Origin of the sequence: Paraburkholderia caribensis (genome assembly GCF_002902945.1) — a bacterium.
Taxonomy (GTDB): Bacteria; Pseudomonadota; Gammaproteobacteria; order Burkholderiales; family Burkholderiaceae; genus Paraburkholderia; species Paraburkholderia caribensis.
Genome location: NZ_CP026101.1, coordinates 682,582 through 705,553 on the forward strand (window position 1 = coordinate 682,582; position 22,972 = coordinate 705,553).

General features: G+C 65.6%; 20 protein-coding genes. 8 read left to right on the forward strand and 12 right to left on the reverse strand.

Annotated features, from left to right (window positions below):
- Positions 1-158 precede the first annotated feature (158 nt).
- Entirely contained in the window at positions 159-1,370 is a 1,212-nt protein-coding gene (locus C2L66_RS03005) for a porin (RefSeq protein WP_060602122.1), read from the forward strand.
- A gap of 135 nt (positions 1,371-1,505) precedes the next feature.
- On the opposite strand, the gene C2L66_RS03010 is transcribed toward C2L66_RS03005, so the two are convergent.
- The 3 genes from C2L66_RS03010 to C2L66_RS03020 all read right to left on the reverse strand — a co-directional run bounded on the left by C2L66_RS03010 (position 1,506) and on the right by C2L66_RS03020 (position 5,432).
- Positions 1,506-2,927, reverse strand: coding sequence for an aldehyde dehydrogenase family protein (locus tag C2L66_RS03010; RefSeq protein ID WP_060602121.1), 1,422 nt, complete (start codon positions 2,925-2,927; stop codon positions 1,506-1,508).
- A 22-nt stretch (positions 2,928-2,949) separates the two neighbouring features.
- On the reverse strand, positions 2,950-3,861 hold the full coding sequence (locus C2L66_RS03015; RefSeq protein ID WP_060602119.1) for a TauD/TfdA dioxygenase family protein: 912 nt from the start codon (positions 3,859-3,861) through the stop codon (positions 2,950-2,952).
- Positions 3,862-4,121: 260 nt separating this feature from the next.
- Positions 4,122-5,432: an MFS transporter gene (locus tag C2L66_RS03020; protein ID WP_060602117.1), complete on the reverse strand. Its 1,311-nt coding sequence runs from the start codon at positions 5,430-5,432 to the stop codon at positions 4,122-4,124.
- A 344-nt stretch (positions 5,433-5,776) separates the two neighbouring features.
- Between C2L66_RS03020 and C2L66_RS03025 the strand changes: the two genes are divergently transcribed.
- On the forward strand, positions 5,777-7,405 hold the full coding sequence (locus C2L66_RS03025; protein ID WP_060602794.1) for an electron transfer flavoprotein-ubiquinone oxidoreductase: 1,629 nt from the start codon (positions 5,777-5,779) through the stop codon (positions 7,403-7,405).
- 68 nt (positions 7,406-7,473) lie between these two features.
- On the opposite strand, the gene C2L66_RS03030 is transcribed toward C2L66_RS03025, so the two are convergent.
- Both C2L66_RS03030 and C2L66_RS03035 read right to left on the reverse strand, forming a co-directional pair.
- Complete coding sequence (locus C2L66_RS03030) at positions 7,474-8,778, reverse strand: NYN domain-containing protein (protein WP_060602116.1); 1,305 nt, start codon at positions 8,776-8,778, stop codon at positions 7,474-7,476.
- Between the two features lie 87 nt (positions 8,779-8,865).
- Positions 8,866-9,465: an isochorismatase family protein gene (locus C2L66_RS03035; protein WP_060602114.1), complete on the reverse strand. Its 600-nt coding sequence runs from the start codon at positions 9,463-9,465 to the stop codon at positions 8,866-8,868.
- A 48-nt stretch (positions 9,466-9,513) separates the two neighbouring features.
- Here C2L66_RS03035 and C2L66_RS03040 point away from each other — a divergent pair, with 48 nt between their 5' ends.
- On the forward strand, positions 9,514-10,125 hold the full coding sequence (locus C2L66_RS03040) for a TetR/AcrR family transcriptional regulator (protein WP_060602112.1): 612 nt from the start codon (positions 9,514-9,516) through the stop codon (positions 10,123-10,125).
- A gap of 16 nt (positions 10,126-10,141) precedes the next feature.
- On the opposite strand, the gene clpP is transcribed toward C2L66_RS03040, so the two are convergent.
- A complete protein-coding gene (gene clpP, locus C2L66_RS03045) occupies positions 10,142-10,795 on the reverse strand; it encodes an ATP-dependent Clp endopeptidase proteolytic subunit ClpP (protein WP_054933897.1) in 654 nt (217 codons plus the stop codon).
- A 189-nt stretch (positions 10,796-10,984) separates the two neighbouring features.
- Here clpP and C2L66_RS03050 point away from each other — a divergent pair, with 189 nt between their 5' ends.
- On the forward strand, positions 10,985-11,941 hold the full coding sequence (locus C2L66_RS03050; RefSeq protein ID WP_060602109.1) for a sigma-70 family RNA polymerase sigma factor: 957 nt from the start codon (positions 10,985-10,987) through the stop codon (positions 11,939-11,941).
- Here the strand turns inward: C2L66_RS03050 and C2L66_RS03055 are convergent.
- Positions 11,897-13,171 (reverse strand): EAL domain-containing protein, encoded by a 1,275-nt coding sequence (locus tag C2L66_RS03055; RefSeq protein ID WP_060602791.1) that lies wholly within the window; start codon positions 13,169-13,171, stop codon positions 11,897-11,899. The two genes, C2L66_RS03050 and C2L66_RS03055, sit on opposite strands and share 45 nt — an antisense overlap.
- A gap of 293 nt (positions 13,172-13,464) precedes the next feature.
- On the reverse strand, positions 13,465-14,850 hold the full coding sequence (gene mdtD / locus C2L66_RS03060; protein ID WP_176956945.1) for a multidrug transporter subunit MdtD: 1,386 nt from the start codon (positions 14,848-14,850) through the stop codon (positions 13,465-13,467).
- Between mdtD and C2L66_RS41420 the strand changes: the two genes are divergently transcribed.
- On the forward strand, positions 14,819-14,977 hold the full coding sequence (locus tag C2L66_RS41420; protein ID WP_197496848.1) for a hypothetical protein: 159 nt from the start codon (positions 14,819-14,821) through the stop codon (positions 14,975-14,977). The genes mdtD and C2L66_RS41420 overlap by 32 nt on opposite strands.
- A gap of 65 nt (positions 14,978-15,042) precedes the next feature.
- On the opposite strand, the gene C2L66_RS03065 is transcribed toward C2L66_RS41420, so the two are convergent.
- Positions 15,043-16,455, reverse strand: coding sequence for an aminotransferase-like domain-containing protein (locus tag C2L66_RS03065; RefSeq protein ID WP_060602789.1), 1,413 nt, complete (start codon positions 16,453-16,455; stop codon positions 15,043-15,045).
- 207 nt (positions 16,456-16,662) lie between these two features.
- Between C2L66_RS03065 and C2L66_RS03070 the strand changes: the two genes are divergently transcribed.
- The gene (locus C2L66_RS03070; protein WP_060602103.1) at positions 16,663-16,974 is read left to right on the forward strand and encodes a DUF2917 domain-containing protein; all 312 of its coding nucleotides are present in this window, start codon (positions 16,663-16,665) and stop codon (positions 16,972-16,974) included.
- A 16-nt stretch (positions 16,975-16,990) separates the two neighbouring features.
- Here the strand turns inward: C2L66_RS03070 and C2L66_RS03075 are convergent, their stop codons facing one another.
- Entirely contained in the window at positions 16,991-18,235 is a 1,245-nt protein-coding gene (locus tag C2L66_RS03075; protein ID WP_060602100.1) for a citrate synthase family protein, read from the reverse strand.
- Between the two features lie 118 nt (positions 18,236-18,353).
- On the opposite strand from C2L66_RS03075, the gene C2L66_RS03080 reads away from it, so the two are divergent.
- Positions 18,354-19,748, forward strand: coding sequence for a CoA transferase (locus C2L66_RS03080; protein WP_060602097.1), 1,395 nt, complete (start codon positions 18,354-18,356; stop codon positions 19,746-19,748).
- A gap of 9 nt (positions 19,749-19,757) precedes the next feature.
- On the opposite strand, the gene C2L66_RS03085 is transcribed toward C2L66_RS03080, so the two are convergent.
- Positions 19,758-20,504 (reverse strand): GntR family transcriptional regulator, encoded by a 747-nt coding sequence (locus C2L66_RS03085; protein WP_035986207.1) that lies wholly within the window; start codon positions 20,502-20,504, stop codon positions 19,758-19,760.
- Between the two features lie 166 nt (positions 20,505-20,670).
- Here C2L66_RS03085 and C2L66_RS03090 point away from each other — a divergent pair, with 166 nt between their 5' ends.
- A complete protein-coding gene (locus C2L66_RS03090; protein ID WP_060602786.1) occupies positions 20,671-21,516 on the forward strand; it encodes an aldo/keto reductase in 846 nt (281 codons plus the stop codon).
- Between the two features lie 32 nt (positions 21,517-21,548).
- On the opposite strand, the gene C2L66_RS03095 is transcribed toward C2L66_RS03090, so the two are convergent.
- Positions 21,549-22,004: a hypothetical protein gene (locus tag C2L66_RS03095; RefSeq protein ID WP_054933914.1), complete on the reverse strand. Its 456-nt coding sequence runs from the start codon at positions 22,002-22,004 to the stop codon at positions 21,549-21,551.
- Between the last annotated feature and the right edge of the window lie 968 nt (positions 22,005-22,972).

Genomic DNA, 22,972 nt, shown 5'->3' on the forward strand with positions numbered 1-22,972 from the left:
TCGGGTGGGCGCCACGTCCGCAGGCGCCTGCAACCATGAGCCAGCGACAAGCCAGCGAACGAACCATCGTTTCGGTCTGCCAGGCGGGAGAACCGGCTTCGGCGCGATCGTGCAGAACCATGTCCGCAACATGCGGAGACAATGTGAGGAGACAGTGCATGCGTTTCATCAGTAAAGGGGTGCTGGGTGCCACCCTGGCATTCGCCGCGGGCGGCGCCGCCGCGCAGTCGAGTGTGACGCTCTACGGCGTGGTCGACGTGTTCGGCCAGTACCTGAATAGCGGCGCGGGAACCAAAAGCGGGCCGGGCTCGGCCTACGTGCCCGGCAACCATTCGTTTTCGGAGCGCAGCGGCGGCTCGGCGGGCTCGCAGTTCGGTTTGAAAGGCGTCGAAGATCTGGGCGGCGGGCTAAAGGCGGCGTTCACCGTCGAAAACGGCTTCAACGCCAACAATGGCACCTTCTTTGCGGATTCGACGGCGTTGTTCTACCGGCAGGCGTGGGTGGGGCTCAAGCACGACGACTACGGGCAACTGACGTTCGGCCGTCAGTATCAGCCGAGCTTCTGGGCCGTCTATCCGACCGATCCGTTTCGCGGCAACGAAGTGCTGTCGCCGATCGCGGCCGCCGACCTCGCCGGCGTGCGCGACCGCGCGACGCTCGCGACGCAATACGTGTCGGGCCGGCAGAGCAACTCGGTCATGTATCAGTCGCCGGAAATGTGGGGCATGAAGCTTTACGCGATGTACGCGTTCCAGGCCACCACGTCCCAGCCGATCGCGATGACGACGGGCAACATGTTCGATATCGCGCTGACCTATCAGGGCGCCGGGCTGTATGCGGCGCTCGCGTACCAGTTCCAGCACGGCGGACGGGAGGCGGTCTCGCTCGGACAGACGGCCGCGGGGCTGCCGCTGCCGGCGAGCACGTTCAACCTCGTGTCGACGGCGCACTACACGGGCGCGCTCGGATACCGCTTCGGTATCGTCAACCTGCAGTTCAACTACGCATACAACCAGGTCAAGACGCCCAGCAGCGGCCAGATCGTGACGGTGCCCGGCGTCGGGCCGGTAGGCGCGCTGTCGTCGCTGGTGCATCCGTACAGCATCATGGAACTGGGCACGACCATCCAGGCGACATCCGCCGACGTGATCGAGGTCGCAGGCATCTATCGCAATGTGCGCGGCGTGCACGACAACACGCTCGGCATCCAGGTCGGCGCGGATCACAGCCTGTCCAAGCGCACGAGCGTCTACATGCGCGCGGGCTATATGAAGAACAACGGCATTGCGAACATGAGCTGGCCCGGTGTCTCGGCAGCGGATGGATCGAAGCAGATTCTCGGGGTGGCGGGCATGACGCACCGCTTCTGAGGTCGGCGTTACAGCCGGTCGATCCGTCGGCCGGCGCGTTCCGTCGTAAAAGCGTCGTAAAAAGCGTCGCAAAAAACGAAAACGGGAGATGGCGCATCACGTCATCTCCCGTTCTGTTCTGGACGTGCAGGCGGCTTACGCCGTCACCGACTTGCACTCCAGAAATTCTGCGAGCCCTTCCGCGCCGTACTCGCGCCCGTTACCCGAGGTCTTGTAGCCGCCGAACGGCACGGTGACGTCGAGCATCGCGCCGTTGATGCGCACGGAGCCAGCACGCAGTTTCGTGGCGACGCGCCGCGCGCGTTCCAGATCGCTCGAAGCGACATAGGCGGAAAGGCCATAGTCGCTGTCGTTGGCGATCGCGATCGCATCGGCTTCGTCGTCATAAGGCAGGACGCACAGCACCGGGCCGAAGATTTCTTCGCGCGCGATCTTCATCTGATTGCGCACATCGGCGAACACGGTCGGCTTCGTGTAAAAGCCGCGTTCGAGGCCCGCCGGACGACCCGGGCCGCCCGCCGCGACGCGCGCGCCTTCCTCGATGCCCAAGCCGATCATGCGCTGCACCTTGTCGAACTGCGCGCGATTTGCGAGCGGGCCCATCTTCGTCGCCTCGTTGGACGGATCGCCGACGGGAATGGCATTCGCGACAGCAGCGGCGATCGTCACCGCTTCTTCGTAACGCGCGCGCGGCACGAGCATGCGCGTCGGTGCGACGCAAGTTTGCCCGGAGTTTGCCATGCATTGCGCGACGCCCGTGGTCACGGCGGCTTGCAGATCGGCGTCGTCGAGAATCAGCAAGGGCGACTTGCCGCCCAGTTCCTGCGCGACGCGCTTGACGGTCGGCGCCGCACTGATGGCCACCTCGACGCCCGCGCGCGTCGAACCCGTGATCGACACCATGTCGACATGCGGATGGGACGACAGCCGCGCGCCGACTTCGCGCCCTTCGCCGAAGATCATGTTGAACACGCCAGCGGGCGTGTCCGCGTCGTGCATGATTTCGGCGAAGATCACGGCGTCGAGCGGCGCAAGCTCGGACGGCTTGAGCACCACGGTGCAGCCCGCCGCGAGCGCAGGCGCGACCTTCGCGACGATCTGGTTCAGCGGCCAGTTCCATGGCGTGATCAACGCAGCGACGCCGATCGCTTCGCGCCGCACCACGCTCTTGCCGCGCGTGCTTTCGAACTCGAAGTGGCGCAGCGTGTCGATGGTGGCCTGCAGATGCGCGAGGCCGATGGGCGCCTGCAAGGTTTTGCACAGCGTTGCCGGCGCGCCGATTTCCTCGCAGACCGCGTGCGCGAGCTCCCCGAGCCGCTCGCGATAGCAGAACGCAATGCGTTCGAGCAACGCAATGCGCGTTTCGCGCGAGCTTTCCGACCACGCGGGAAACGCGGCGCGCGCGGCGGCGACGGCATGATCCGCGTCGTGCGCGCAGCCAAGCGTGAGCTGGCCTATCGTCGTTTCCAGCGATGGACTGACGATGTCCATCACCTTGCCGCGTTCGGATGGCTCGACCCAGCGGCCATCGATATAGAACCTGTTGAGTGTCTTCATCTGTTGTTCTCCCTGCAAGGCTTCAAACCGGGCGATCGCCGACGACCGTCGCGCGCATCATGTGCCGCACGGCGGGGAAGTAGTCCTGCACCGCGTAGTGCTGGCACGAGCGGTTGTCCCAGAACGCGATCGTGTTCGCTCTCCAGCGCAGACGCACCTGATACTCCGGCGCCTGCGCCTGGCGGTATAGATACTGGAGCAGTTCCATTTCTGCGAGCTTGAAGTCGAAGCCGAAGCGATAGCGCGCAACGGTGTGATGACCGTAGTTCACGATATGCGTCGTGAACGCCTCGTTCACGTAGAGGATCTTTTCGCCCGTTTCCGGGTGCGTGCGCACGACAGGGTGAATGGCCGGCGGAAACTTCTTGCGCATCTCGTCGTGCTGGTCTTCGGGCACCACGATGCCGAACAGCGGCAAAAATTCATGCGCGGCTGCGAGATTCTGGACCAACTCTTTGACGTCGTCGGGCAGGTTTTCATAGGCCGCGACCATGTTGATCCACAACGTGTCGCCGCCTACGTCGGGGCATTGCACGCAGCGCAGGATCGAACCCATCGAAGGCACTTCGCGCCACGATACGTCGCTGTGATAGAGGTTTTCGCGGCCGCGCTTCGCGTCGTTACGGCCGAGGATCACGAGCTCGGGATGATCGGGGTGATGCGGAAACGTGGGATGGATCTCCAGTTGGCCGAAGCGGCGCGCGAACGCAACGTGTTGCGCGGCCGTGATGTTCTGGTCGCGAAAGAAGATGACCTTATGTTTCAGCACGGCGCGGCGCAGCGCCGCGCAGGTTGCATCGTCGAGCGGCTCGCGCAGGTCGATGCCGCTGATTTCCGCGCCGATGGTGGGCGTGCAGCGCTCGACTTCGAACGGCCAGACTTCGCTGGCTGCTTCGTTTTGCGCCGGCCTGACGGCCTGGACGTTTGCGTGCATATGATGTCTCCTTGCTGGGTAGCCGATGCGGGCGGCAACGTTGGCCGCCGCAGGTGAGTCGGCGGGAAATTGTCGGCGGTGCTCGCGGTCTTCTGGTCGCTGCGTCGCGTTCGTTTCATCTCGCATCGGCTCGGAGCGGGCCTTTCGTCACCCACGACGACGCGCAAAATCGCGGCAGGTATTCTTGAGCGCCCCGCCGCGTGCGAGCCAGGGCTCTCGAACGGGAAGCGTTGCTAGGGCGTTGCGCGGCAGCCATCGCGTCACGCGGAGACGGGCTCGAGCTGGCGGCTCAGCGCGCGGTTCGAGCGCTCGGGATGAAGCCAGCGCAACGCTGCGAGCGCCGCGATGAACAACAGCGCCGCGCCGATCATGAAGCCGTTCTCATATGCGTGACTGGTCCCGTGCCCGGCACCCTGGACGAAGCGGCCCATGACAGCCGGCGCCACCGCTGCGCCGAGGCTCGCGAGGGCCGTGTAGATCGCGACGACTGCGCCGCGCTGGCTTTCAGGCACGACTTCGGCGAGCAGGGCGGGCGCTAGCGGGAAGCAGAGCGTCGGCAGCGCGCCGGCGAGCGCGAACAGCAGCGTTTTGCCGACGGGCGGCAGATCGAGCGCCGATACGGCGAAGAACAGAGCGCCCGCGACCATTGCCACGACGCTCAGCAACTGCGCGCGCGCGACGCGCGTCGTCGCGCCGCGTGCCAGCATCCGCTCGGACAGCCAGCTCAGGCCGATATTGACGGGCGACGCGACACCGATCACGACGGCAAACCAGCGGCCCGCGTCGATGCCGTCGAAGCCCAGTCCTTTTTCGAGGTAGCTCGGCAGCCAGGTCAGGTTCTGGCCGAGCATCCAGTACGCGGCGAAGCCGAGCAGGAAGATCGACAGAATGGACGGATCGGTGAGGATGGTCCGGTAGGGAAGGCGGGCGGGCGCGTGGCCGTCCTCGCGCGCCGTTCCGGATGCGGCCGCCTGCGTATCCGCGTTGCGTTGCCCGCGCTCGCGCGACATATAGAGCCACGCGATGCTCCACACCAGACCGATACCGCAGAGCACGAAGAAATTCATCCGCCATCCCCATTTGCGCGTGACGAGCGGGATCAGCAGACCGGCGAGCAGCAGCCCGAGCGCGGCGCCCTGGCTAACGACGGCGATGGGCAGGCTGCGCTTGTGGTCGGGGAACCACTTGCAGATTGCATGGACCGAGGTCGAGAACGCGGGGCCTTCGGCGGCGCCGAGTATCACGCGGCACACGAGGATGGCGAGCGCGCTGGTGGCGAGTGCCTGAGGCACCTGAATCACGGCCCAGCTCACGCCCATGGCCAGCAGCAGCCAGCGCGCCGAAATGCGGTTGGATGCGAAGCCGACGACGATCGTCGATACGGAGAAGAGCCAGAAGAAGCTGCCCGCGACCACCCCGAATTCCGCTGGCGACAGATGCAGTTCGGCCATCAGCGGCACGGCGACCATGCCGAGCACGACCTTGTCGAGGAAATTGACCGTGTAGAGACCGGCCAGCATGAGCGCCAGAGTCCAGGCCGCGCGCGGCGGCAGGGCGGTTGGATGGTTCATGAGCGACCCCGGACGCAGGTTTGCCAGATCAGCATGTTTGTCTCCTTGATTCGTCGTGCTTGGCGGCGCGTTCGGGAAAGACGGCCGGCAGCGTATTGACAGTCACAGTACGGCGGCCGTCGCTCGGGCGGCACCACCCGAAACAGGTGGGATGCGAACCGCTGTGATCGCGTACTTTCGGGCGTTGCTGGCGCACGTGAAGACGCGGGCGGCGTCCACCCGGGACGCTCGCGTCTGGTCGGGCCAGCGCGTGTTGAACCGAGCCGATAACAGCGATATGGAGACGCGACGCAGTGTCGAACGAAACTCTTCCGAATGAAGCACTCGCGGGTCCGCGCGAGTCGATGGAATACGACGTGGTGATCGTCGGCGGCGGCCCGGCAGGGCTGGCTGCTGCGATCAGGCTCAAGCAGCGAGCCGTGGAGCAAGGCGTCGAGATTGGCGTCTGCGTGCTCGAAAAGGGTTCGGAGATTGGCGCGCACATTCTGTCGGGCGCGGTGATGGACCCGCGCGCGCTTGGTGAACTGTTCCCCGACTGGAAAGACAAGGGCGCACCTTTGAGCGTCGAAGTCACGGAAGACCGCTTTTTGTTTCTCTCCGAAACGGGCGCGAAAGCGGTGCCGAACTGGGCGCTGCCGGACAATTTCAAGAATCACGGCAACTACGTGATCAGCCTCGCGAACGTTACGCGCTGGCTCGGGCAGCAGGCCGAAGCGCTGGGCGTCGAGATTTTTCCGGGCTTTCCGGCCGCTGAAGTGCTTTACAACGACGACGGCTCCGTCAAAGGCGTCGCGACGGGCAATCTCGGCATCGGCAAGGACGGCGAGCCGACCGAAAACTTCCAGCTCGGCATGGAGCTGCACGCGAAGTACACGCTGTTCTGCGAAGGCGCGCGCGGGCATCTCGGACGCCAGCTGTCGGACAGGTTCAAGCTGCGCGACGGCGCCGACCCGCAGGTCTACGGTATTGGCATCAAGGAACTGTGGGAAATCGATCCGGCCAAGCACAAGCCGGGTCTGGTGATCCACACGGCTGGCTGGCCGCTCGATACGCAGACCTACGGCGGCTCGTTCCTGTATCACATCGACAATAACCAGGTGATGGTGGGTTTTGTCGTCGGCCTCGGTTATTCGAATCCGTATCTGTCGCCGTTCGAGGAATTTCAGCGCTACAAGACGCATCCGTCGATTCGTGCGTTCCTCGAAGGCGGCAAGCGCGTGTCGTACGGCGCACGGGCGATTACGGCGGGCGGCTTGCTGTCGCTGCCGAAGCTCGCTTTCCCCGGCGGCGCGCTGGTCGGCGACGACGCGGGTTTCCTGAACGCATCGCGGATCAAGGGTTCGCACGCGGCGATCAAGACCGGCATGCTCGCCGCCGACGCCGCCTTCGACGCCGTACAGGCAGGTCGCCAAAGCGACGAACTGACGGCTTATCCTGAGTCGTTCCGCACATCATGGCTGCACACTGAGTTGCACAAAGCCCGCAACTTCAAGCAGTGGATGAGCAAGGGCCTGTATCTCGGCACGCTGATGGTCGGCATCGAACAGAAGCTGCTGGGCGGCAACGTGCCGTGGACGCTGCATCACCAGCACTGGGATCACGAGATGCTGAAACCGGCCTCGCAGTGCAAGCCAATCGAGTATCCGAAGCCAGATGGCAAGCTCACGTTCGATCGTCTTTCCTCGGTGTTCATCTCGAACACGAATCACGAAGAGAATCAGCCTGCGCATTTGATGCTCAAGGACGCGAGCATTCCAATCATGCTAAATCTGCCAACCTACGCCGGTCCGGAAGCGCGCTTCTGCCCGGCGGGCGTGTACGAGTTCATCAGGACGGGAGAAGGCGAAGACCGGCTGCAGATCAACGCGCAGAACTGCCTGCACTGCAAGACCTGCGATATCAAGGACCCGACGCAGAACATCGTGTGGGTCACGCCCGAAGGCGGCGGCGGTCCGAACTATCCGAACATGTGACGCGTGCTGTGAGGTCCGCAAAGCAAAACGCCGCTCGAACGAGCGGCGTTTTTCACTTGAGGCCTCATTCACTCCGCGTCGTTCGCTGACTCGGTTTTGCGCGGACGGCGGCTGCGCGCCGTCGATTTGCGCGAGGGCTTCTTCTTCGCGGCGGGTGCCTCCGTTGCGGGATGTTCCGCTTCGGGCCCAGGCGCGTGTGCCGCCGATGCCGCGACCGGTTCCGCCACGTGCTGCGTATCCGCAGCTGGCGGCGCATCCGTTGCGCCATCGGCCGCTTCCGCGTGGTCCGTCTTCTTCCTTGCACGCTTTGCAGCGGGCTTGCGCGTGCCGCGTCCCTTGCGGCGCGTGTCGCTCTTGCCGTTGTCCGCGTGAGCAGGCGGCACAGCCTCGATCGCTTCGTCTGCGGGGACGAGCTCTTCGACGGAAGCCGTGACAGCCGCTTCTTCAAGATCGACGATCTCAGCGGCGGCGGGCATCGCTGCCCATTCATCGGCGGACTCGCGCGGGCTCGCGATTTCCACTGGCGCAGCGGCACCGGACGACGCGCTGCGATACACGAACGTGCCCGACTTCTCATCGCGGCCCACTTCGAGCAGCCCGCGCGACTGCGCTTCTTCGAGCAGATTGCCGAATGCGCGGAAACCGTAGTACGTCTCGTTGAAATCGGGCTTACGGCGCTTGATCGCGTTCTTCAGCACCGATGCCCAGATCTTGCCGCTATCGCCGCGCTCCGACGCGAGTGCATCGAAGGTCTGCACAGCGAGTTCGATCGCCTTCGTTTTGCGGGTTTCCAGGTCTTCCTTGCGCTTTTCACCGTCGGATGCGCGTTTCGTTGCCTGTTGCGCCGCCTGCTGCGCGGCCTTGGCGCTGTCGCGCTTCGCCGCGGCGCGCTGGTTCTCGCGCACGAGATCGTCGTAGAAAATGAACTCGTCGCAGTTGGCCGTGAGCAGGTCCGATGTCGAGCGTTGCACACCGACGCCGATCACCTGCTTCGCGTTTTCGCGCAGCTTCGACACCAGCGGCGAAAAATCCGAATCGCCGCTGATGATGACGAATGTATTGACGTGCGATTTCGTATAGCAGAGGTCGAGTGCATCGACGACGAGGCGAATGTCTGCGGAATTCTTGCCCGATTGCCGCACGTGCGGAATCTCGATCAGCTCGAAGTTCGCTTCGTGCATCGCGGCCTTGAAGCCCTTGTAGCGGTCCCAGTCGCAGTACGCTTTCTTCACGACGATGCTGCCTTTCAACAGCAACCGCTCGAGCACGAGCTTGATGTCGAATTTTTCGTATTTCGCGTCGCGCACGCCGAGCGCGACGTTCTCGAAATCGCAGAACAGCGCCATGCTGACGGTATCCTGGGATGACGCCATATGCTTCTCCAATGAAGTGCAGGCTCGATCGTCTCACACAACGCGGCGTCAATCGAGGTTTTGCGCGGCGATCGGTCTGCAACGTGCTCAGGCGCCGCCGAACGCCCCTGTTTCGGCAACGGCGCTGACGAATTCCTCGGTCGAGCGCACGAAGCCCATGCGCGGGAAGATATGCTCGATGGGAAACGCATGTGTGTCGCCCGACAGGCCCGACATCGCGTCTTCGATGAAGATCAGCTCGTAGCCCTGGTCGAAGGCCGCGCGCGCCGTCGACTCGACGCCGAAGTTCGTCGCGATGCCCGTCAGCGCCATCGTGCGAATGTGACGGCGTCGCAATTGCTGTTCCAGATCGGTGCCGTAAAACGCGCCCCACTGACGTTTCGTCACCACGAGATCGCCAGCCTGGATATTGCACTCGGGCACCAGGTCCGATGCCTGCGGCGGCGGAGCGGGCGCGTCGCGCGGTCGCAGCGGCGCATCGGCGGGCAGCGACAGCAGTTGCGCGACATCGACGCGCACGAACACGACCGTGCCGCCCGCTGCGCGCAGCGCATCGGCGGCGCGCACGGAACGCGCGACGACATCGGCGGCGGAATGCGGCACCAGTTGCCGCCCCACGTTGCTGTGCTGCAGATCGATCAGCACGATGGCCGTGCTGCGTGGATCGATGGAAAGCGCTTGCGCCATATGTCACCTATATGTGAGGATGCCCTCATGTCATGATAAGCGATAAACATGAGTCTCGCCTCAGATAATCCGAAAGTGCGGCGCATTCCCCAGCAGGAGCGCGCGGCAAAGCGTGTCGATGCGCTGCTCGACGCCGCAGGCGACGTGATCGCGGAGCGCGGTTTCGACGCCGCGACGATGACGGCGATCGCCGAACGCGCGGGCGCGTCCATTGGTGCCGTCTATCAATACTTTCCGAACAAGGATGCGCTCGTTTTCGCGCTGCGCACGCGCTACGGCGACGAAATGGACGCGCAATGGAGCGCGCTGGGCGAAGCGGCGCAGGAATGGAGCGTCGATGAACTGGTCGAACGCCTTTTCGCGCTGATGATCGACTTCATCGGCGCGCGGCCCGCGTATCTGCCGCTGCTGTCGGTGACGCTGAACTTCCGGCGCGACGCGGCGGCGCGCAACCGCCTGCGCAGCCGGTTCGCCGAGCTGTTTCAGCGCTACAGCCCGTCGTTATCGGACGACGACGCGTTTCGCGTCGCCGAGGTCGCGCTGCAGGTCGTGAAAAGCCTGAATCCGCTGTACGCGGCCGCGAAACCGAAAGATCGCAAGGCGCTGGTCGACGAGTACAAGCTGGTCGTTTCGTCGTATCTCGCCTCGCGCCTGCGTTGAGCGCGAGAAGAAAGCGCTACGTCGCGGCGTGCGCCGCTTCGGCAACAGCGGGCACGCGCGTCGTCAGCACGTCGTCGACGAGGCCATAGGTTTTCGCCGCGTCCGCTGACATGAAGTTGTCACGATCCGTGTCCTTCTCGATCTGCGCGATGCTCTGGCCCGTTCTTTCCGCGAGCACGCTGTTCAGGCGCTCGCGCAGATACAGCACTTCCTTCGCCTGTATCTCGACATCCGACGCCGTGCCCTGGCCGCCGCCCGAGGGCTGATGGATCATGATGCGCGCGTTCGGCAACGCAAAGCGCTTGCCGGGCGCGCCCGCCGCGAGCAGGAAGGTGCCCATGCTGGCCGCGAAGCCCGTGCAGAGCGTCGACACGTCGGGCTTGATGAACTGCATGGTGTCGAAGATCGCGAGGCCGTCGTAGACCGAGCCGCCCGGCGAGTTGATGTAAAAAGAAATATCCTTGTCAGGGTTCTCCGATTCGAGAAACAGCAACTGGGCGACGATCAGGCTCGCCGACTGGTCGTTGACGGGGCCGACCAGAAACACGATCCGCTCGCGCAACAGGCGCGAATAGATGTCGTAGGCGCGCTCGCCGCGGCCCGATTGCTCGATGACGGTCGGCACGAGATTGAAGCCGGACGCGGACGGGGAAGGGAAATGTCGATGCATGCGTTCCTCGCTGATGGACTGAAAGGACCCGTGAAAGGCCCGCACAAGGCGGGTTCCAGTCGCATGACGCGAACGCGCGGCAGGACGTGACAAAAGAATTTTTGCGCCGACGTGTCACATCGCGGGCGGCTGGCCCGTCAACCGGGAGACAACGCCATCAACGCCACCAACGCCACAGGAGCGGCTCGCATGGAAATGAACAGAGAGAAGTCCGCGGATTTCGAGGCGATGCGCGCGAGGCTCTTCGCGCTCGCGTACCGGATGCTCGGCAGCCGGGCGGAAGCGGAAGACATCGTGCAGGACGCGTGGCTCAAGTGGCACGCCGCCGATCCACGCGAAGTGCGCTCGCCGGCCGCATGGCTCACGACCATCGCGACACATCTCGCGATCGACCGGCTGCGTCATCTGCAGATCGAGCGCGCGACGCGTTCGGGCGGGTGGATGCCGGAACCGTGGATCGAAAGCCTCGCGCCGTCGGCGGAAGACCTCGCCTTGCAGGCCGTGCAGATGTCGTATGGCGTGATGCTGCTGCTCGAACGGCTGAAGCCCGAGGAGCGCGCAGCATTCGTGCTGCATGAGGCCTTCGATTGCGACTACGCGGAAATCGGGAAGGTTCTTGCGAAGACGCCCGCGAATTGCCGGCAGATGGTGCATCGCGCGCGGGCGCGCTTGCAGCGCGAAGGCGTGCCTGCGAAGCGCGCCGATCCCGCCGCGCACGCACGCATTGTCGAGCGCCTGCGGGCGGCGATGGAGGCGCAGGATCGCGCGGGGCTGGTGCGGCTCTTCTGCGAGGTGCCGAGCGTCATGAGCGACGCGGCCGAACCGGTCGACGCCGTCGCGACGGCGGAACAGGCAGCGACCACGCTGTCGATGCGCAGCCGCGGCGACCAGATGGAGACGGTGACGATGAACGGGATGCGAGCCGTGGCGTTGATGCGCGACGGCGAAATCGACGCGCTGCTCGACATTTCGATCGGCGAGGACGAGCGCATCGTTGCGTTGCGCATCGTGACGGGCACGCTGCGGCTGGCGAGCGCGGCGCGCGTGTTCGGACGCGCGGCCGTCCTGCAATTGCTGCGGCCCGTCAGCAGCCAGGCCGCGTCAATTACGATGCGCGGCCACTTCCCAGTTGATATCGACGCATAGCACCTGCATGCCGCGTGCGGTTTCCGCCGCGATCGACGCCGTCACGCACAGGTGCGCCTCATTGATCGATAGATACGGCGGCGTCAGATGCACCTGACCGGGCGCGCGCACGGCCTGGATGAAATACGGACGGCGCTCCCAACTCGCGCCTTCCGAATGCAACAGCGGCCGGAAGCGCTTGGCGCGCTGCGAGGCGCGGCCTTGCGGCAGCACGTTGTCGCCGATCTGGCGGCCCGAGCCGTCTAGCAGGAAGCAACGCGCGGTTTCGCGCAGTTCGAGCAGCGGTGCGGTCGCCTCGGCCATCGGCTGGCCATCGACGAGCTGTGCGCTAGCGGTTTCCAGCGCTGTCACGAACGGCGCGAGGCGCTCGGATTGCGCGCACTCGCGTGCGGCCACGCGTTCGCGCAGTGCCGCCGAGAGTTTATCCATCAGGCTCACGGTCGCCTGCCGCGCGACGGGCTCGACGCTCGGCGCCGCGAAAAACGTGCCTTGCACGAAATCGACATTGCATTCGAGTGCGATCAGCGCGTCGCGCTCCGTCGTGAGGCCGCCCATCAGCACCAGTTGCCCCGATTCATGCAGCATCGACACGATGCCGGGCAGCACGCGCTCGATATGCGAGTGCTCGCTGGCTTGCGCAAGGATGCAGCGGTCGAGCGTGACGATATCGGGCCGCAGGTTCCACACGCGGTCGATGTTCGAATGCTTCGCGCCGAAGCCGTCGAGCGCGATCAGGAAGCCCGACTTGCGCAGCGCGTCGATGATCTCCGCGAAGCGCGTCGTTTCGCCGCCCGCCTGCTCGGACACTTCGAGCACCACGCGCTGCGGCGGCAGACCGAGCGCCTTAAGGCCCGCGAGCAGTGCGTCGCCATAGCTCGTGTCCATCAGCGCGGCGGGATGCAGGCTGAGGAAGAGCCATTCGTCGTGACTGTCGAACGCGTTGAAGTTGCCCAGGTGCAAGGATTCGGCGAGGCGCCCGAGTTCCAGCAGATCGCCGCGCCGCGCGGCCTGCGTGAAGACTTCGGCCGACGGCACCTGCTTTTCGTTCTCGTCATGCGCGCGCAGCGATGCGTGATAGCCAATCGCGCGCCGGTGCGACACCGAGAAAACCGGCTGAAATACGCTGAAAACCGTATAGCCGCCATACCGGACGGTGCGGCGGGAGCCTTCGTCGCCCGCTACGGGGCGCGGAGGCTGGAAGCCGGGAGGATCGAGTTCGATCATGCTCATCGTGTCGGTCATCGGTTGAGAAGCGAGGCGGGGCGCGCGAATTGCGCGAAAGTTTCAAGTTTACAGGATAGGGCAGCAAGAAACATGCGCATGAGGATGCGCCAGGGCCCTGGCCCGCCTTGGACCTGTATTGCGCGGATTGCGGCGGGTTTTGCGCGGTTCCCTCCGCTGTTGCATCGATTTTGCGCCGGGACAGCCGATGCTGTCATGCGCGCAGTGAGCGATGCGCACATCGATGGTGCGGCGCGCGCCCCGTTAAGGTTCCGCCCGCGCCGCACGACGGGCTTGCACTGTCACGTGCGCTCCTGCGGATCGGCGCGCCTCACGGGCTGCCGGATATCGGCGGACAGCTGCGCGAAGATCCACGACGTCGCCGCCGTGATCAGCCCGACACACAGGAAGGTCGCGTGAAAGGCGGGCAGCGAGTTGGCCGCCGTGACGCGCGGCATGAGGCCCGTGAAGGTAGTCAGCAGTGCGCCCGCGACGGTGACGCCGAGGCTCATCGCGAGCATCTGCACCAGCGAGAACAGGCTGTTGCCGCTGCTCGCGCCGCCCGTGCCGAGGTCTTTCAGCGTCAGCGTGTTCATCGCGGTGAACTGCATCGAGTTGACGCCGCCGAAGAAGGCGAGCTGCACGAGGCGCAGCCACAGCGGCTGATGCTCGCTCGTCAGCGAGAAGCTCGCCATCGCGAGGCCGACCAGCACCGTGTTCGACACGAGCACGCGCCGGTAGCCGTACTTCATGATGAGCCGCGTGACGAGGCGCTTCGACGACATGCCCGCCGCGGCGACGGGCAGCATCATCAGCCCGGCTTCGAACGCGCTGTAGCCGAGGCTCACCTGCAAAAGCAGCGGGATCAGATACGGCATCGCGCCGCTGCCGATGCGCGCGAACAGGTTGCCGAGCAGGCCGACGCTGAAGGTGTGGATCTTGAACAGCTCGAGCGAGAAGATCGGGTTGGTCGCGCGCGTCGCATGCAATCCGTAGGCAACGAAACAGCCTAGCGAAAGGATCAGCAGCATCAGCATGGTCGCGTGCTGGATCGAGAATTCGGTTTGCCCGTCGAGCGCCATCGAGATCGACACCATGCCGACGATCAGCAGCACATAGCCTTTGATGTCGAACTTCGCGGTATCGGGGTTGCGGCTGTCGGGCATAAAGATGAACGTCGCGATCACGCCTGCGATGCCGACGGGCACGTTGATCAGAAAGATCCAGTGCCACGATGCAATCTTGACGAGCCAGCCGCCGAGCGTCGGGCCGATCAGCGGACCGATCAGCCCCGGAATTGCGACAAACGACAGCGCGGGCAAATAACGTTCGGCGGGAAACACGCGCAGCACGGCAAGGCGGCCGACGGGCAGCAGCATCGCGCCGCCCACGCCCTGCAGCACGCGATACGTCACCAGTTGCGTGAGCGTCTGCGCATTCGCGCACAGCAGCGAGCCGACCGTGAAGACGAGGATCGCGCTCATGAACACGCGCCGCGTGCCGAGCTTGTCGGCGAGCCAGCCGGACACGGGAATCATCACGGCCATCGTCAGCGAGTACGCGATCACGACTGATTGCATGCGCAACGGCAATTCGCCGAGGCTTTTCGCCATCGCGGGAAGCGCGGTGTTGACGATCGTCGAATCGAGCGTCTGCATGAAGAAGCCCGTCGCGACTATCCACAGCATCACCGTCAACGAGCGGGCGGTCGGCGCGGTGGTCGCGGTGCGGGCGCTCGCGGCGGGCGATGCGGGTTCGGTCGATTCGGACATGAAGACAGGGCAGGGCGGCTGGGCGGGGGAGCCCACATTCTAAGGAAAAAGCGCGGCGGACGGTGCCGCCGCCCGCATCGGCAGCGAGCGTTGCGCCTGACGGCTGCGTTACGGCTTCAACTGAACCGCTGCCTCGAAAAACGCCCGCGCCCGCGGATCGTTCGCGAACGCGGCGTTCACGCGTATCCATGGGCTCGGCTCCGCGTTCGGCCGGAAGTAGCTGCCGGGCGCCACCGTCACGCCGAGCGGCGCGCCGCACTCGACAAGCCGCTCCGCATTCTCGACATGCGGCACGCGCGCCCACACGAACTTGCCGCCCTGCGGATTCTCGAATACCTGCCAGCCGCTCATTTCGAGCGTCTGCACGGTCGCGCCGAGCGCATCGCGCATGCGCCGGCGCAATCTTTCCAGATGCTTGCGGTACATCCCGCGTTCGAGCAACGCGACGGTCACGGCTTCCGCAAAGCGCGAGCCGCCGATGCTCGTCAGCATCTTGATGTCGGCGAGATCCTTGATGGTGGCGTGATCGGCGATCACATAACCGATGCGCAGCGACGACGACAAGGTCTTCGACAGCCCGCCGATGTAGATCACGTGTTCCAGCTGATCGAGCGTGGCGAGGCGGTCGGTGGGCTCGGTCTGGAAGTCGGCGTAGATATCGTCTTCGATGATCTTGAAGTTGTGCTCGCGCGCGAGTTGCAGCAGGCGGAACGCGATGGGCGGCGCGATCGTCGTGCCTGTCGGGTTGTGAAAGACCGAGTTGATGAAGAAGAGCTTTGGGCGATGCTGCTGCAACTGCGCTTGCATCGCGTCGAGGTCGGGGCCCGTGCGCGTGCGCGGAATGCCGACGAGATTCACGCCATGCAGCTTCAGCAGGCCGTTGAAATTGTAGTAGCCCGGGTCCTCGACGAAGATCGTGTCGCCGGGCTTGAGCAGGTAGCGCATCAGCAGGTCCATCGCCTGGCTCGCGCCGAACGTGATCAGGATCTGCGACGCCTGCGCCTCGATGCCGAGCTGCTCGATGCGTCCTTGCAGCAGTTCGCGCAGTGTCGCGTTGCCGAGCGGCGTCGCGTAATCGATCATGCTGGCGCCGTCGGTGCGCGACACGTGGCGGATCGCCTGCGCGAGGCTGTCCATGTCGCGCCATGCCTCGGGAATGAAGCCGCTGCCGAGCTTCAGCGATTCGCCCGGATGATTGAACTGTTGCAGGATGTGGGTCGATTCGTCTTCGGCGCGGCGCGGGTCGGACGCACCCTGACAACCCATTGCGGCGCGGTGCCGTTCGGCCACGTAAAAGCCGGAACCCGGCCGCGAATCCAGATAACCGAGCGAGACGAGCCGGTCGTAGGCCTCGATCACGGGGAAACGGCTGATGTCGTTGTCGGTGGCGAACTGGCGGATCGACGGCAGTTTCGCGCCGGGATGCGCGGTGCGCGAGCGTATCCAGTCCTGTACGCCGCTGACGATCTGCTCGGTGAGCGGCACGCCGTTTTCGCGGTTCAGTTCAATGTCGAGTTTCATGGCTTGCCTTTCCTGGCGCTTTTGTTCGCGCCTCTTTCGCGCGCTTCGCCAGCCGTCCGTCACGGTCTGTCATGGTCGAAGCGCCGACAACTGTCAGGTTTTCTGGCTGTACAGTTCTTTTGAAACTGTTCAGCACTGTGCATGTGACAGTCATCATCGCACGACAATAATGGATGCAAGCGAAAAAGCACTTCAAGGAGCACTGCGATGCGTGAAATCCGTACTTTCGAACTCGAACACGGCGAGCCGGCAAGCGCCTGGCGGGTCGCGCAGCCGCTTGCCGTGAACGTGCTGGCGGGCGAACTCTGGCTGACCGTCGAAGGCGACGCCGAGGATTACTGGCTCGCAGCGGGCGAGTCGTTCGAACTGAAGCGCGGCGCGCTCGCGTGGCTGAGCGCGGGGCGGGACGGCGTGCGGCTCTCGCTGACGGTAGCGAGCGGCCCGGCCGACACGGTGAAAGTCGAGCGGCGGCGCGCGCCACGCTGGACGTGGATGCCGCGCTGGCTGCTCACCGCCTGAAGCGCGAGTCGTTGAATCAGTCCACTTCGTACGCGCCGATGTACCTGGCGCGCGGACGGATCAGGCGGCCGTCGCTGGTCTGCTCCATGGCGTGCGCGATCCAGCCCGTCACGCGGCCCACCGCGAAGAGCGTGAAAGCCGCGCCGGCGGGCAGGCCGAGCACCCGTTCGATGGCCGCGAGCGCGTAGTCGACGGTCGGCTCGGCGCCTGTGGTGTCGCGTACGACGCGCGCAAGCCGCTGCACGTCGGCGAACGGCGAGCGGGCGGGCGCACATTCATCGAGCAGTTCCAGCAGCAGACGGGCACGCGGATCGCCGTCCGGATACAGCGGATGACCAAACCCGGAGATCACGGGCCCCGGCGCGCTCTGCTCGTGCTGCGCGAGCCGCGTAGCCAGATAGCGGTCGAGATCGGCGGCGCGCGCGGCTTCGTCGAACAACGCGGCGACGCGCGCCGTTTCCCCGCCGTGCCTCGGTCCCGATAACGCGGCGAGCCCGCCCGCGACCGCGCCGAACAGATGCGTGCCCGTCGACGTGATACACCGCACCGTAAAGGTCGACGCATTCAGCTCGTGATCCGCGCACGCGACGAGCGCCGCGCGCAGCAGATTGATCTGCGCGCGGTTGCGCACGCCCCACGCGGCGGCGAGCTGCTTGTGCAGCGGTTCGTTCGACGGCGCGGTCGAAATCATCGCACCCGCCATCAGCCGGATCAGCGCGCAGGCATTGTCGAGCTGCGCATCGCGGCCGAGCGCCCAGACACGCGGCATCTGCGCAGCGGCGGCAGGCAGCAGCACGAGCGCGCGATCGAGCGGCGCGCTGTCGCTCCACAGCTTGAGCCACGCCGACCATTGCGCGGCGCCAAGCGGCGCGGCGGGCGCATCGGCGATGCGCCGCGCGCTGCATTCCCACAGCAAGGCCGCCACTTCCTCGAGGGTCGCCGTGCGCGCGAGTTCGATCGCATCGCGGCCGCGATACAACAGCTTGCCGTCCGCGATCAGCGTGATCGACGATTCGAGCACGGGCACGCCCCAATCCAGCACCTTTTGTGCGACTTTGCCCGCGCGTTTGCCATCTTCCTTGCGGCGCGCGAGGCGGCGTACTTCGTCCGCGTCGTAGCGCCGCCGCTTGCTGTTTGCGTCCGGCGCGGAGCGCAACATGCCGCGGCTCACGTAGGCGTAGAGCGTCGTGACGCTGATGCCGAGCATCGTGGCGGCCTCGTCGGCGGACAGATAGCGTGGGGCGGATATTGCGTTGGACATATCGGCGCTGGAAAGCCAAAGAAATGAATATATATTGATTATATGAATCAAGATTGATCATGGCGAGGCGCAAAACTAGACTGGGTCACGTCTTTCTCCTTCAGGAAGCCAGACCATCATGACGCCCCTGCTCGCTCTCGATCATCTCTGGTCCGTTGCCGGTTGCGATCCGGCCTTGCTCGATTACATGTCGATCGAAGGCGACGACCCGGCCTTGCCCTCGGTGTTTCGCGTCGGGACGCTCGCGAGTGCGTCGATTGCGGCGATGGCGCTCGCCGCCGCCGATTGCTTCAGGCTGCGCACGGGCCGCATGCAGCATGTCGACGTGAGCGTGCGGCGCGCGCTGATCGCATTTCGCAGCGAGCGCTATCTGCGCGTGAACGATGGCTTGCCGCCGGAACTGCGCCACCCCGTCACCGGCTTCTACGCAACGCGCGACGGGCGCTGGGTCCAGTTGCACACGAACTTTCCGCATCATCTGCACGGCGTGTTGAAGGTGCTCGGCTGCGACGCCGATCCCGGCGCGGTGGCGGAGGCGATTCGCGGCTGGGACGGCGCGCAGCTCGATCAGACACTCGCCGACGCCGGCTTGTGTGCCGCGCTGATCCGCTCGCCGCGCGAATGGGCGACGCTCGATCAGGCGAAGGCGATTGCCAATCTGCCGCTGTTCGAGATCGAGCGGATCGGCGATGCGCCGCCAGAAGCGCCAGGCCGCGGCGACGCGCTGAGACCGCTGTCAGGCACGCGTGTGCTCGATCTGTCGAGAATCATCGCGGGTCCCGTCGCGGGGCGCGCGCTGGCGCAACATGGCGCCGACGTGCTGCTGATCAACGGCCCGCATCTGCCGAATATCGCGCCGCTCGTGATCGACAACGGGCGGGGCAAGCGCTCCGCGACGCTCGATCTGCGCGACGCCGCGGCGCGCGGGCAATTGCAGGCGCTGGCCGCACAAGCAGACGTGTTCTTGCAGGCGTATCGCCCCGGCTCGCTTGCCGCGCGCGGCTTCGATCCTGAAACCCTGGCACGGCTGCGGCCCGGCATCGTCTGCGTGTCGATCTCGGCGTATGGGCACGCGGGACCGTGGGCGATGCGGCGCGGTTTCGACAGTCTCGTGCAGTCGGCAAGCGGCATCGCCTACACGGAGAGCCGCGCGGCGGGTGTCGACGGGCCGAAGCACCTGCCGTGTCAGGCGCTCGATCACGCGACGGGTTATCTCGCCGCATTCGGCGCGATGGTTGCGCTGGCGCGGCGCGCGCAGGAGGGCGGCAGCTGGCATGTGCGGCTGTCGCTGGCACAGACGGGCCGCTGGCTGCAATCGATGGGACAGATCGAAGCGGGCTGGCGTCTGCCCGATGTCAGGTACGACGACGTGCAGGACGGTCTGCACGAAGTCGATTCGCCGTTTGGCCGCGTGCGGGCGGCGGCGCCTGCCGAGCGGATGTCGCAGACACCCGCATTCTATGCGCGGCCGCCCGTGCCCATTGGCTCCGACGCCCCGCGCTGGGAGGACTGAAGCTCGCGCCTACTTGCGCAGTTCGGCGACGAAGTCGTAGTAGTCGTTGCGGCAGTAGGTGTCGGTGAGTTCGATGGCGCGCTGGTCGGCCGTGTAGCCGACGCGCGTGATCAGCAGCAGCGCGTCGTTCGGCGCGATGCTCATCTGCTGCGCGATCTCGTCGCTCGCGTTGACCGCGCGAAAATGCTGCAACGCGCGCACGATCGTCAAGCCGCGCTGTTCGAGATACGTGTACAGCGAATCGCCGATGGCCTGCGGGTCGGGAATGACGGAAGCGGGGAACGTCGAATTTTCGACGGCCATCACGATGCCGTCCGCGAGACGCAGGCGGCGCAACCGCGTGACGGCAGCTGCAGGCGACAGGCCAAGCTGGATCACTTCATCGCGATTGGCGGGCACGATTTCGCGCGACAGCCATTGCGAGCTCGGCGTGAAGCCGCGCCGGCGCAGCATTTCGCTGAAGCTCGACAGACGCGACAGCGGATCTTCATAGCGTGGCGTGATGAAACTGCCCGCGCCCTGCGAGCGGCGAATCAAGCCCTGTTCGACGAGCAGCGCGATTGCCTTGCGTGCCGTGATGCGCGACACGCCGAGCGCATCCGACAACACGCGCTCCGACGGCAGCGCTTCGCCTGCGTTCCAGCGGTTCTCGTGGATCGCACTGCCGAGCTTGCGGGCGAGCTGAAGATACAGCGGCGTATCGTTTTCCGGGTCCGGGCGCAGATCGCGCCAACGGTCTTCCGAGGCTGGGTTCATGTGACGGACGCAAGTAGGGCAAGCGGCAATTCTATGTCATCGGCGCCCCACGTTATAGCGGGGTTTTGCCGGGACGCCGATGCACGCCGCGACGAAGCGCTACACTCGTCGCGTTGGGCGCTGCGACGCGGCGCTTCTTCACGACATCATCTGCGAGGACGCAATCATGACGAAGGACATCCCCAGCGTGACGCTGCCTGACGGCGAGCGCATTCCGAAACTCGGGCAGGGCACGTGGGAGATGGGCGAGCATCCGTCGCGCCGCAAGGCCGAAATCGAGGCGTTGCGCGGCGGCATCGAGCTCGGCATGACGCTGATCGACACGGCCGAAATGTACGGCGAAGGCGCGACGGAATCGCTGCTGGGCGAAGCGTTGCAGGGTTTGCGCGAAGACGTGTTTCTGGTCAGCAAGGTCTATCCGCACAACGCGAGCAAGCGCGGCGTGCAGCATGCGTGCGAACAGTCGTTGCAGCGCCTGAATACGGATCGCATCGATCTGTATCTGCTGCACTGGCGCGGTTCGGTGCCGCTCGACGAAACGGTGGCGGGCTTCGAAGCGCTGCGCCGCGACGGCAAGATACGCCACTGGGGCGTGAGCAATTTCGATGTCGACGATATGGAAGAGCTGGTCGGCGTGCCGCACGGCGACGCCTGCGCGACCGACCAGATTCTCTACAACGTTGCGCGGCGCGGGCCGGAGTTCGATCTGCTGCCGTGGCTCGCGGGCCGCAAGATGCCCGCCATGGCGTACAGCCCCGTCGATCATGCGCGCCTGCCCAGGCGCTCGCCGCTCGACGATATCGCTGGCGCGCATGGCGTATCGGCGGTTCAGGTCGCGCTGGCGTGGGTGCTGCAGCAACCCGATGTGTGCGCGATTCCGAAGTCAGGGCGCATCGAGCACGTGCGTGACAACCGCCGCACGCTCGATCTGCAGCTCTCTCCTGACGATCTTGCCGCTATCGATGCGCATTTTCGTCCGCCCCGCAGCAAGCGGCCGCTCGAGATGCTGTGAGCATGCGGCGCTTGTGCGGTTGTATCGGCTGATCAGTCGCACGCGTGATGCATGTGCACGGAGCCGAGCACGGCAACTTCAGCGGGTGTGCGCTTGAGCGAATCGGCGCTGACCTGGCTCGCGTCCTGCACGAATTCGTCGACGAGCGTCGAGACGGGGACGTCGCGCAGACACAATGACACGCGCTGGGTTTCTTTCGCTGCGAGCGACGTGCGCTGGCTGAGGAACAGCACGCCGTACTGGTAGCCGTGGATGATGCCGCGGATCGCGCCGACACACTGGCCGTGCGCGACGTTATCGGACTTCTGCTGGCAGGACTGCGCAAGCGACCACGCGGAGAAGGTGGGGTCGACGGGAGGCGATGTTTGGGCTTGCGCTGCCGTTTGGGTTGCATTCTGCGCATGGGCTAGCGATGCGCCAGCCATCAACGCAGCTAGCAGCACGCCCGAAGCAATGCGTGCAACGGGGCGGGGGAAGTGTCGTTGCATGTAGAAGGCCTCATATCGAACGTTGAATAGATATGAGGCGAGCAGGGCGGTTTGGTTCCGATGCGTTTTCCGACTGCTTTGCCGGACCGCTCTTGTCGTTGCTGCTTGCCGTGAGCTCGGCGACGCGTCGGTTCGTGTCGCTAACGCCTTGCCAGCGTTACCGTCAACGGCGTTCCCTGCCCGAGCGGTGACGTTCGACCGGGGGATCGGAACGTCACCGCCAACGCCGGCCAGGAAGCGTCGGCGTGCGGCGTGGTTGTCGTCGTATGGGGACGGCGCGGGGCCCGCCGTCCGTTCGATCTCAGTGTCCGTTGCCGCCGCCGTGACCGCCGCCTGAACCTGATCCACCGCCGTAGCCGCCACCTTTGCCGAAGCCGCCGCTGCCGAAGCCGCCACCGAAGCCGCCGCTGCCGAAGCCGCCGCTGCCGAAGCCGCCACCGAAACCACCGCCGAAACCACCACCTGGGCCGCCGGCGCTGCCGCCACCACAACCGCAACCGCCACTACCACCGCCGCTGCCACTACCACCGCCGCCACCGCTGCCACCGCCACCGCCACCGCCACCGCCACCGCCACCGCCACCGCCACCGCCACCGCCACCGCCACCGCCACCGCCACCGCCACCGCCACCGCCACCGCCACCGCCACCGCCACCGCCACCGCCACCGCCACCGCCACCGCCACCGCCACCGCCACCGCCACCGCCACCGCCACCGCCACCGCCACCGCCACCGCCACCGCCACCGCCACCACCACCACCACCACCGCCACCACCGCCGCCACCACCATTCCCGCTACCACCGCCATGCCCACCGCCGCTCGAATTGCCGCTCGGGCCTGCTGCCGCTCCAAACCCGCCGCCGCCCGAAGCCGCGCCGCCCGAAGCCGACGAACCCGAAGACCCAGCGGCAGCCGCGCCCGCGCTCGCGCCTGCACCGCTGCCACGTCCGCCGTTGGGCGCGCAGTTG

What these genes read in the sequence shown, in the direction of transcription:
- C2L66_RS03005 (WP_060602122.1), top strand. Translation starts at nt 159, where the DNA reads ATGCGTTTCATCAGTAAAGGGGTGCTGGGTGCCACCCTGGCATTCGCC.
- C2L66_RS03010 (WP_060602121.1), bottom strand. Translation starts at nt 2,927, where the DNA reads ATGAAGACACTCAACAGGTTCTATATCGATGGCCGCTGGGTCGAGCCA.
- C2L66_RS03015 (WP_060602119.1), bottom strand. Translation starts at nt 3,861, where the DNA reads ATGCACGCAAACGTCCAGGCCGTCAGGCCGGCGCAAAACGAAGCAGCC.
- C2L66_RS03020 (WP_060602117.1), bottom strand. Translation starts at nt 5,432, where the DNA reads ATGAACCATCCAACCGCCCTGCCGCCGCGCGCGGCCTGGACTCTGGCG.
- C2L66_RS03025 (WP_060602794.1), top strand. Translation starts at nt 5,777, where the DNA reads ATGGAATACGACGTGGTGATCGTCGGCGGCGGCCCGGCAGGGCTGGCT.
- C2L66_RS03030 (WP_060602116.1), bottom strand. Translation starts at nt 8,778, where the DNA reads ATGGCGTCATCCCAGGATACCGTCAGCATGGCGCTGTTCTGCGATTTC.
- C2L66_RS03035 (WP_060602114.1), bottom strand. Translation starts at nt 9,465, where the DNA reads ATGGCGCAAGCGCTTTCCATCGATCCACGCAGCACGGCCATCGTGCTG.
- C2L66_RS03040 (WP_060602112.1), top strand. Translation starts at nt 9,514, where the DNA reads ATGAGTCTCGCCTCAGATAATCCGAAAGTGCGGCGCATTCCCCAGCAG.
- clpP (WP_054933897.1), bottom strand. Translation starts at nt 10,795, where the DNA reads ATGCATCGACATTTCCCTTCCCCGTCCGCGTCCGGCTTCAATCTCGTG.
- C2L66_RS03050 (WP_060602109.1), top strand. Translation starts at nt 10,985, where the DNA reads ATGGAAATGAACAGAGAGAAGTCCGCGGATTTCGAGGCGATGCGCGCG.
- C2L66_RS03055 (WP_060602791.1), bottom strand. Translation starts at nt 13,171, where the DNA reads ATGAGCATGATCGAACTCGATCCTCCCGGCTTCCAGCCTCCGCGCCCC.
- C2L66_RS41420 (WP_197496848.1), top strand. Translation starts at nt 14,819, where the DNA reads ATGAAGAAGCCCGTCGCGACTATCCACAGCATCACCGTCAACGAGCGG.
- mdtD (WP_176956945.1), bottom strand. Translation starts at nt 14,850, where the DNA reads ATGCTGTGGATAGTCGCGACGGGCTTCTTCATGCAGACGCTCGATTCG.
- C2L66_RS03065 (WP_060602789.1), bottom strand. Translation starts at nt 16,455, where the DNA reads ATGAAACTCGACATTGAACTGAACCGCGAAAACGGCGTGCCGCTCACC.
- C2L66_RS03070 (WP_060602103.1), top strand. Translation starts at nt 16,663, where the DNA reads ATGCGTGAAATCCGTACTTTCGAACTCGAACACGGCGAGCCGGCAAGC.
- C2L66_RS03075 (WP_060602100.1), bottom strand. Translation starts at nt 18,235, where the DNA reads ATGTCCAACGCAATATCCGCCCCACGCTATCTGTCCGCCGACGAGGCC.
- C2L66_RS03080 (WP_060602097.1), top strand. Translation starts at nt 18,354, where the DNA reads ATGACGCCCCTGCTCGCTCTCGATCATCTCTGGTCCGTTGCCGGTTGC.
- C2L66_RS03085 (WP_035986207.1), bottom strand. Translation starts at nt 20,504, where the DNA reads ATGAACCCAGCCTCGGAAGACCGTTGGCGCGATCTGCGCCCGGACCCG.
- C2L66_RS03090 (WP_060602786.1), top strand. Translation starts at nt 20,671, where the DNA reads ATGACGAAGGACATCCCCAGCGTGACGCTGCCTGACGGCGAGCGCATT.
- C2L66_RS03095 (WP_054933914.1), bottom strand. Translation starts at nt 22,004, where the DNA reads ATGCAACGACACTTCCCCCGCCCCGTTGCACGCATTGCTTCGGGCGTG.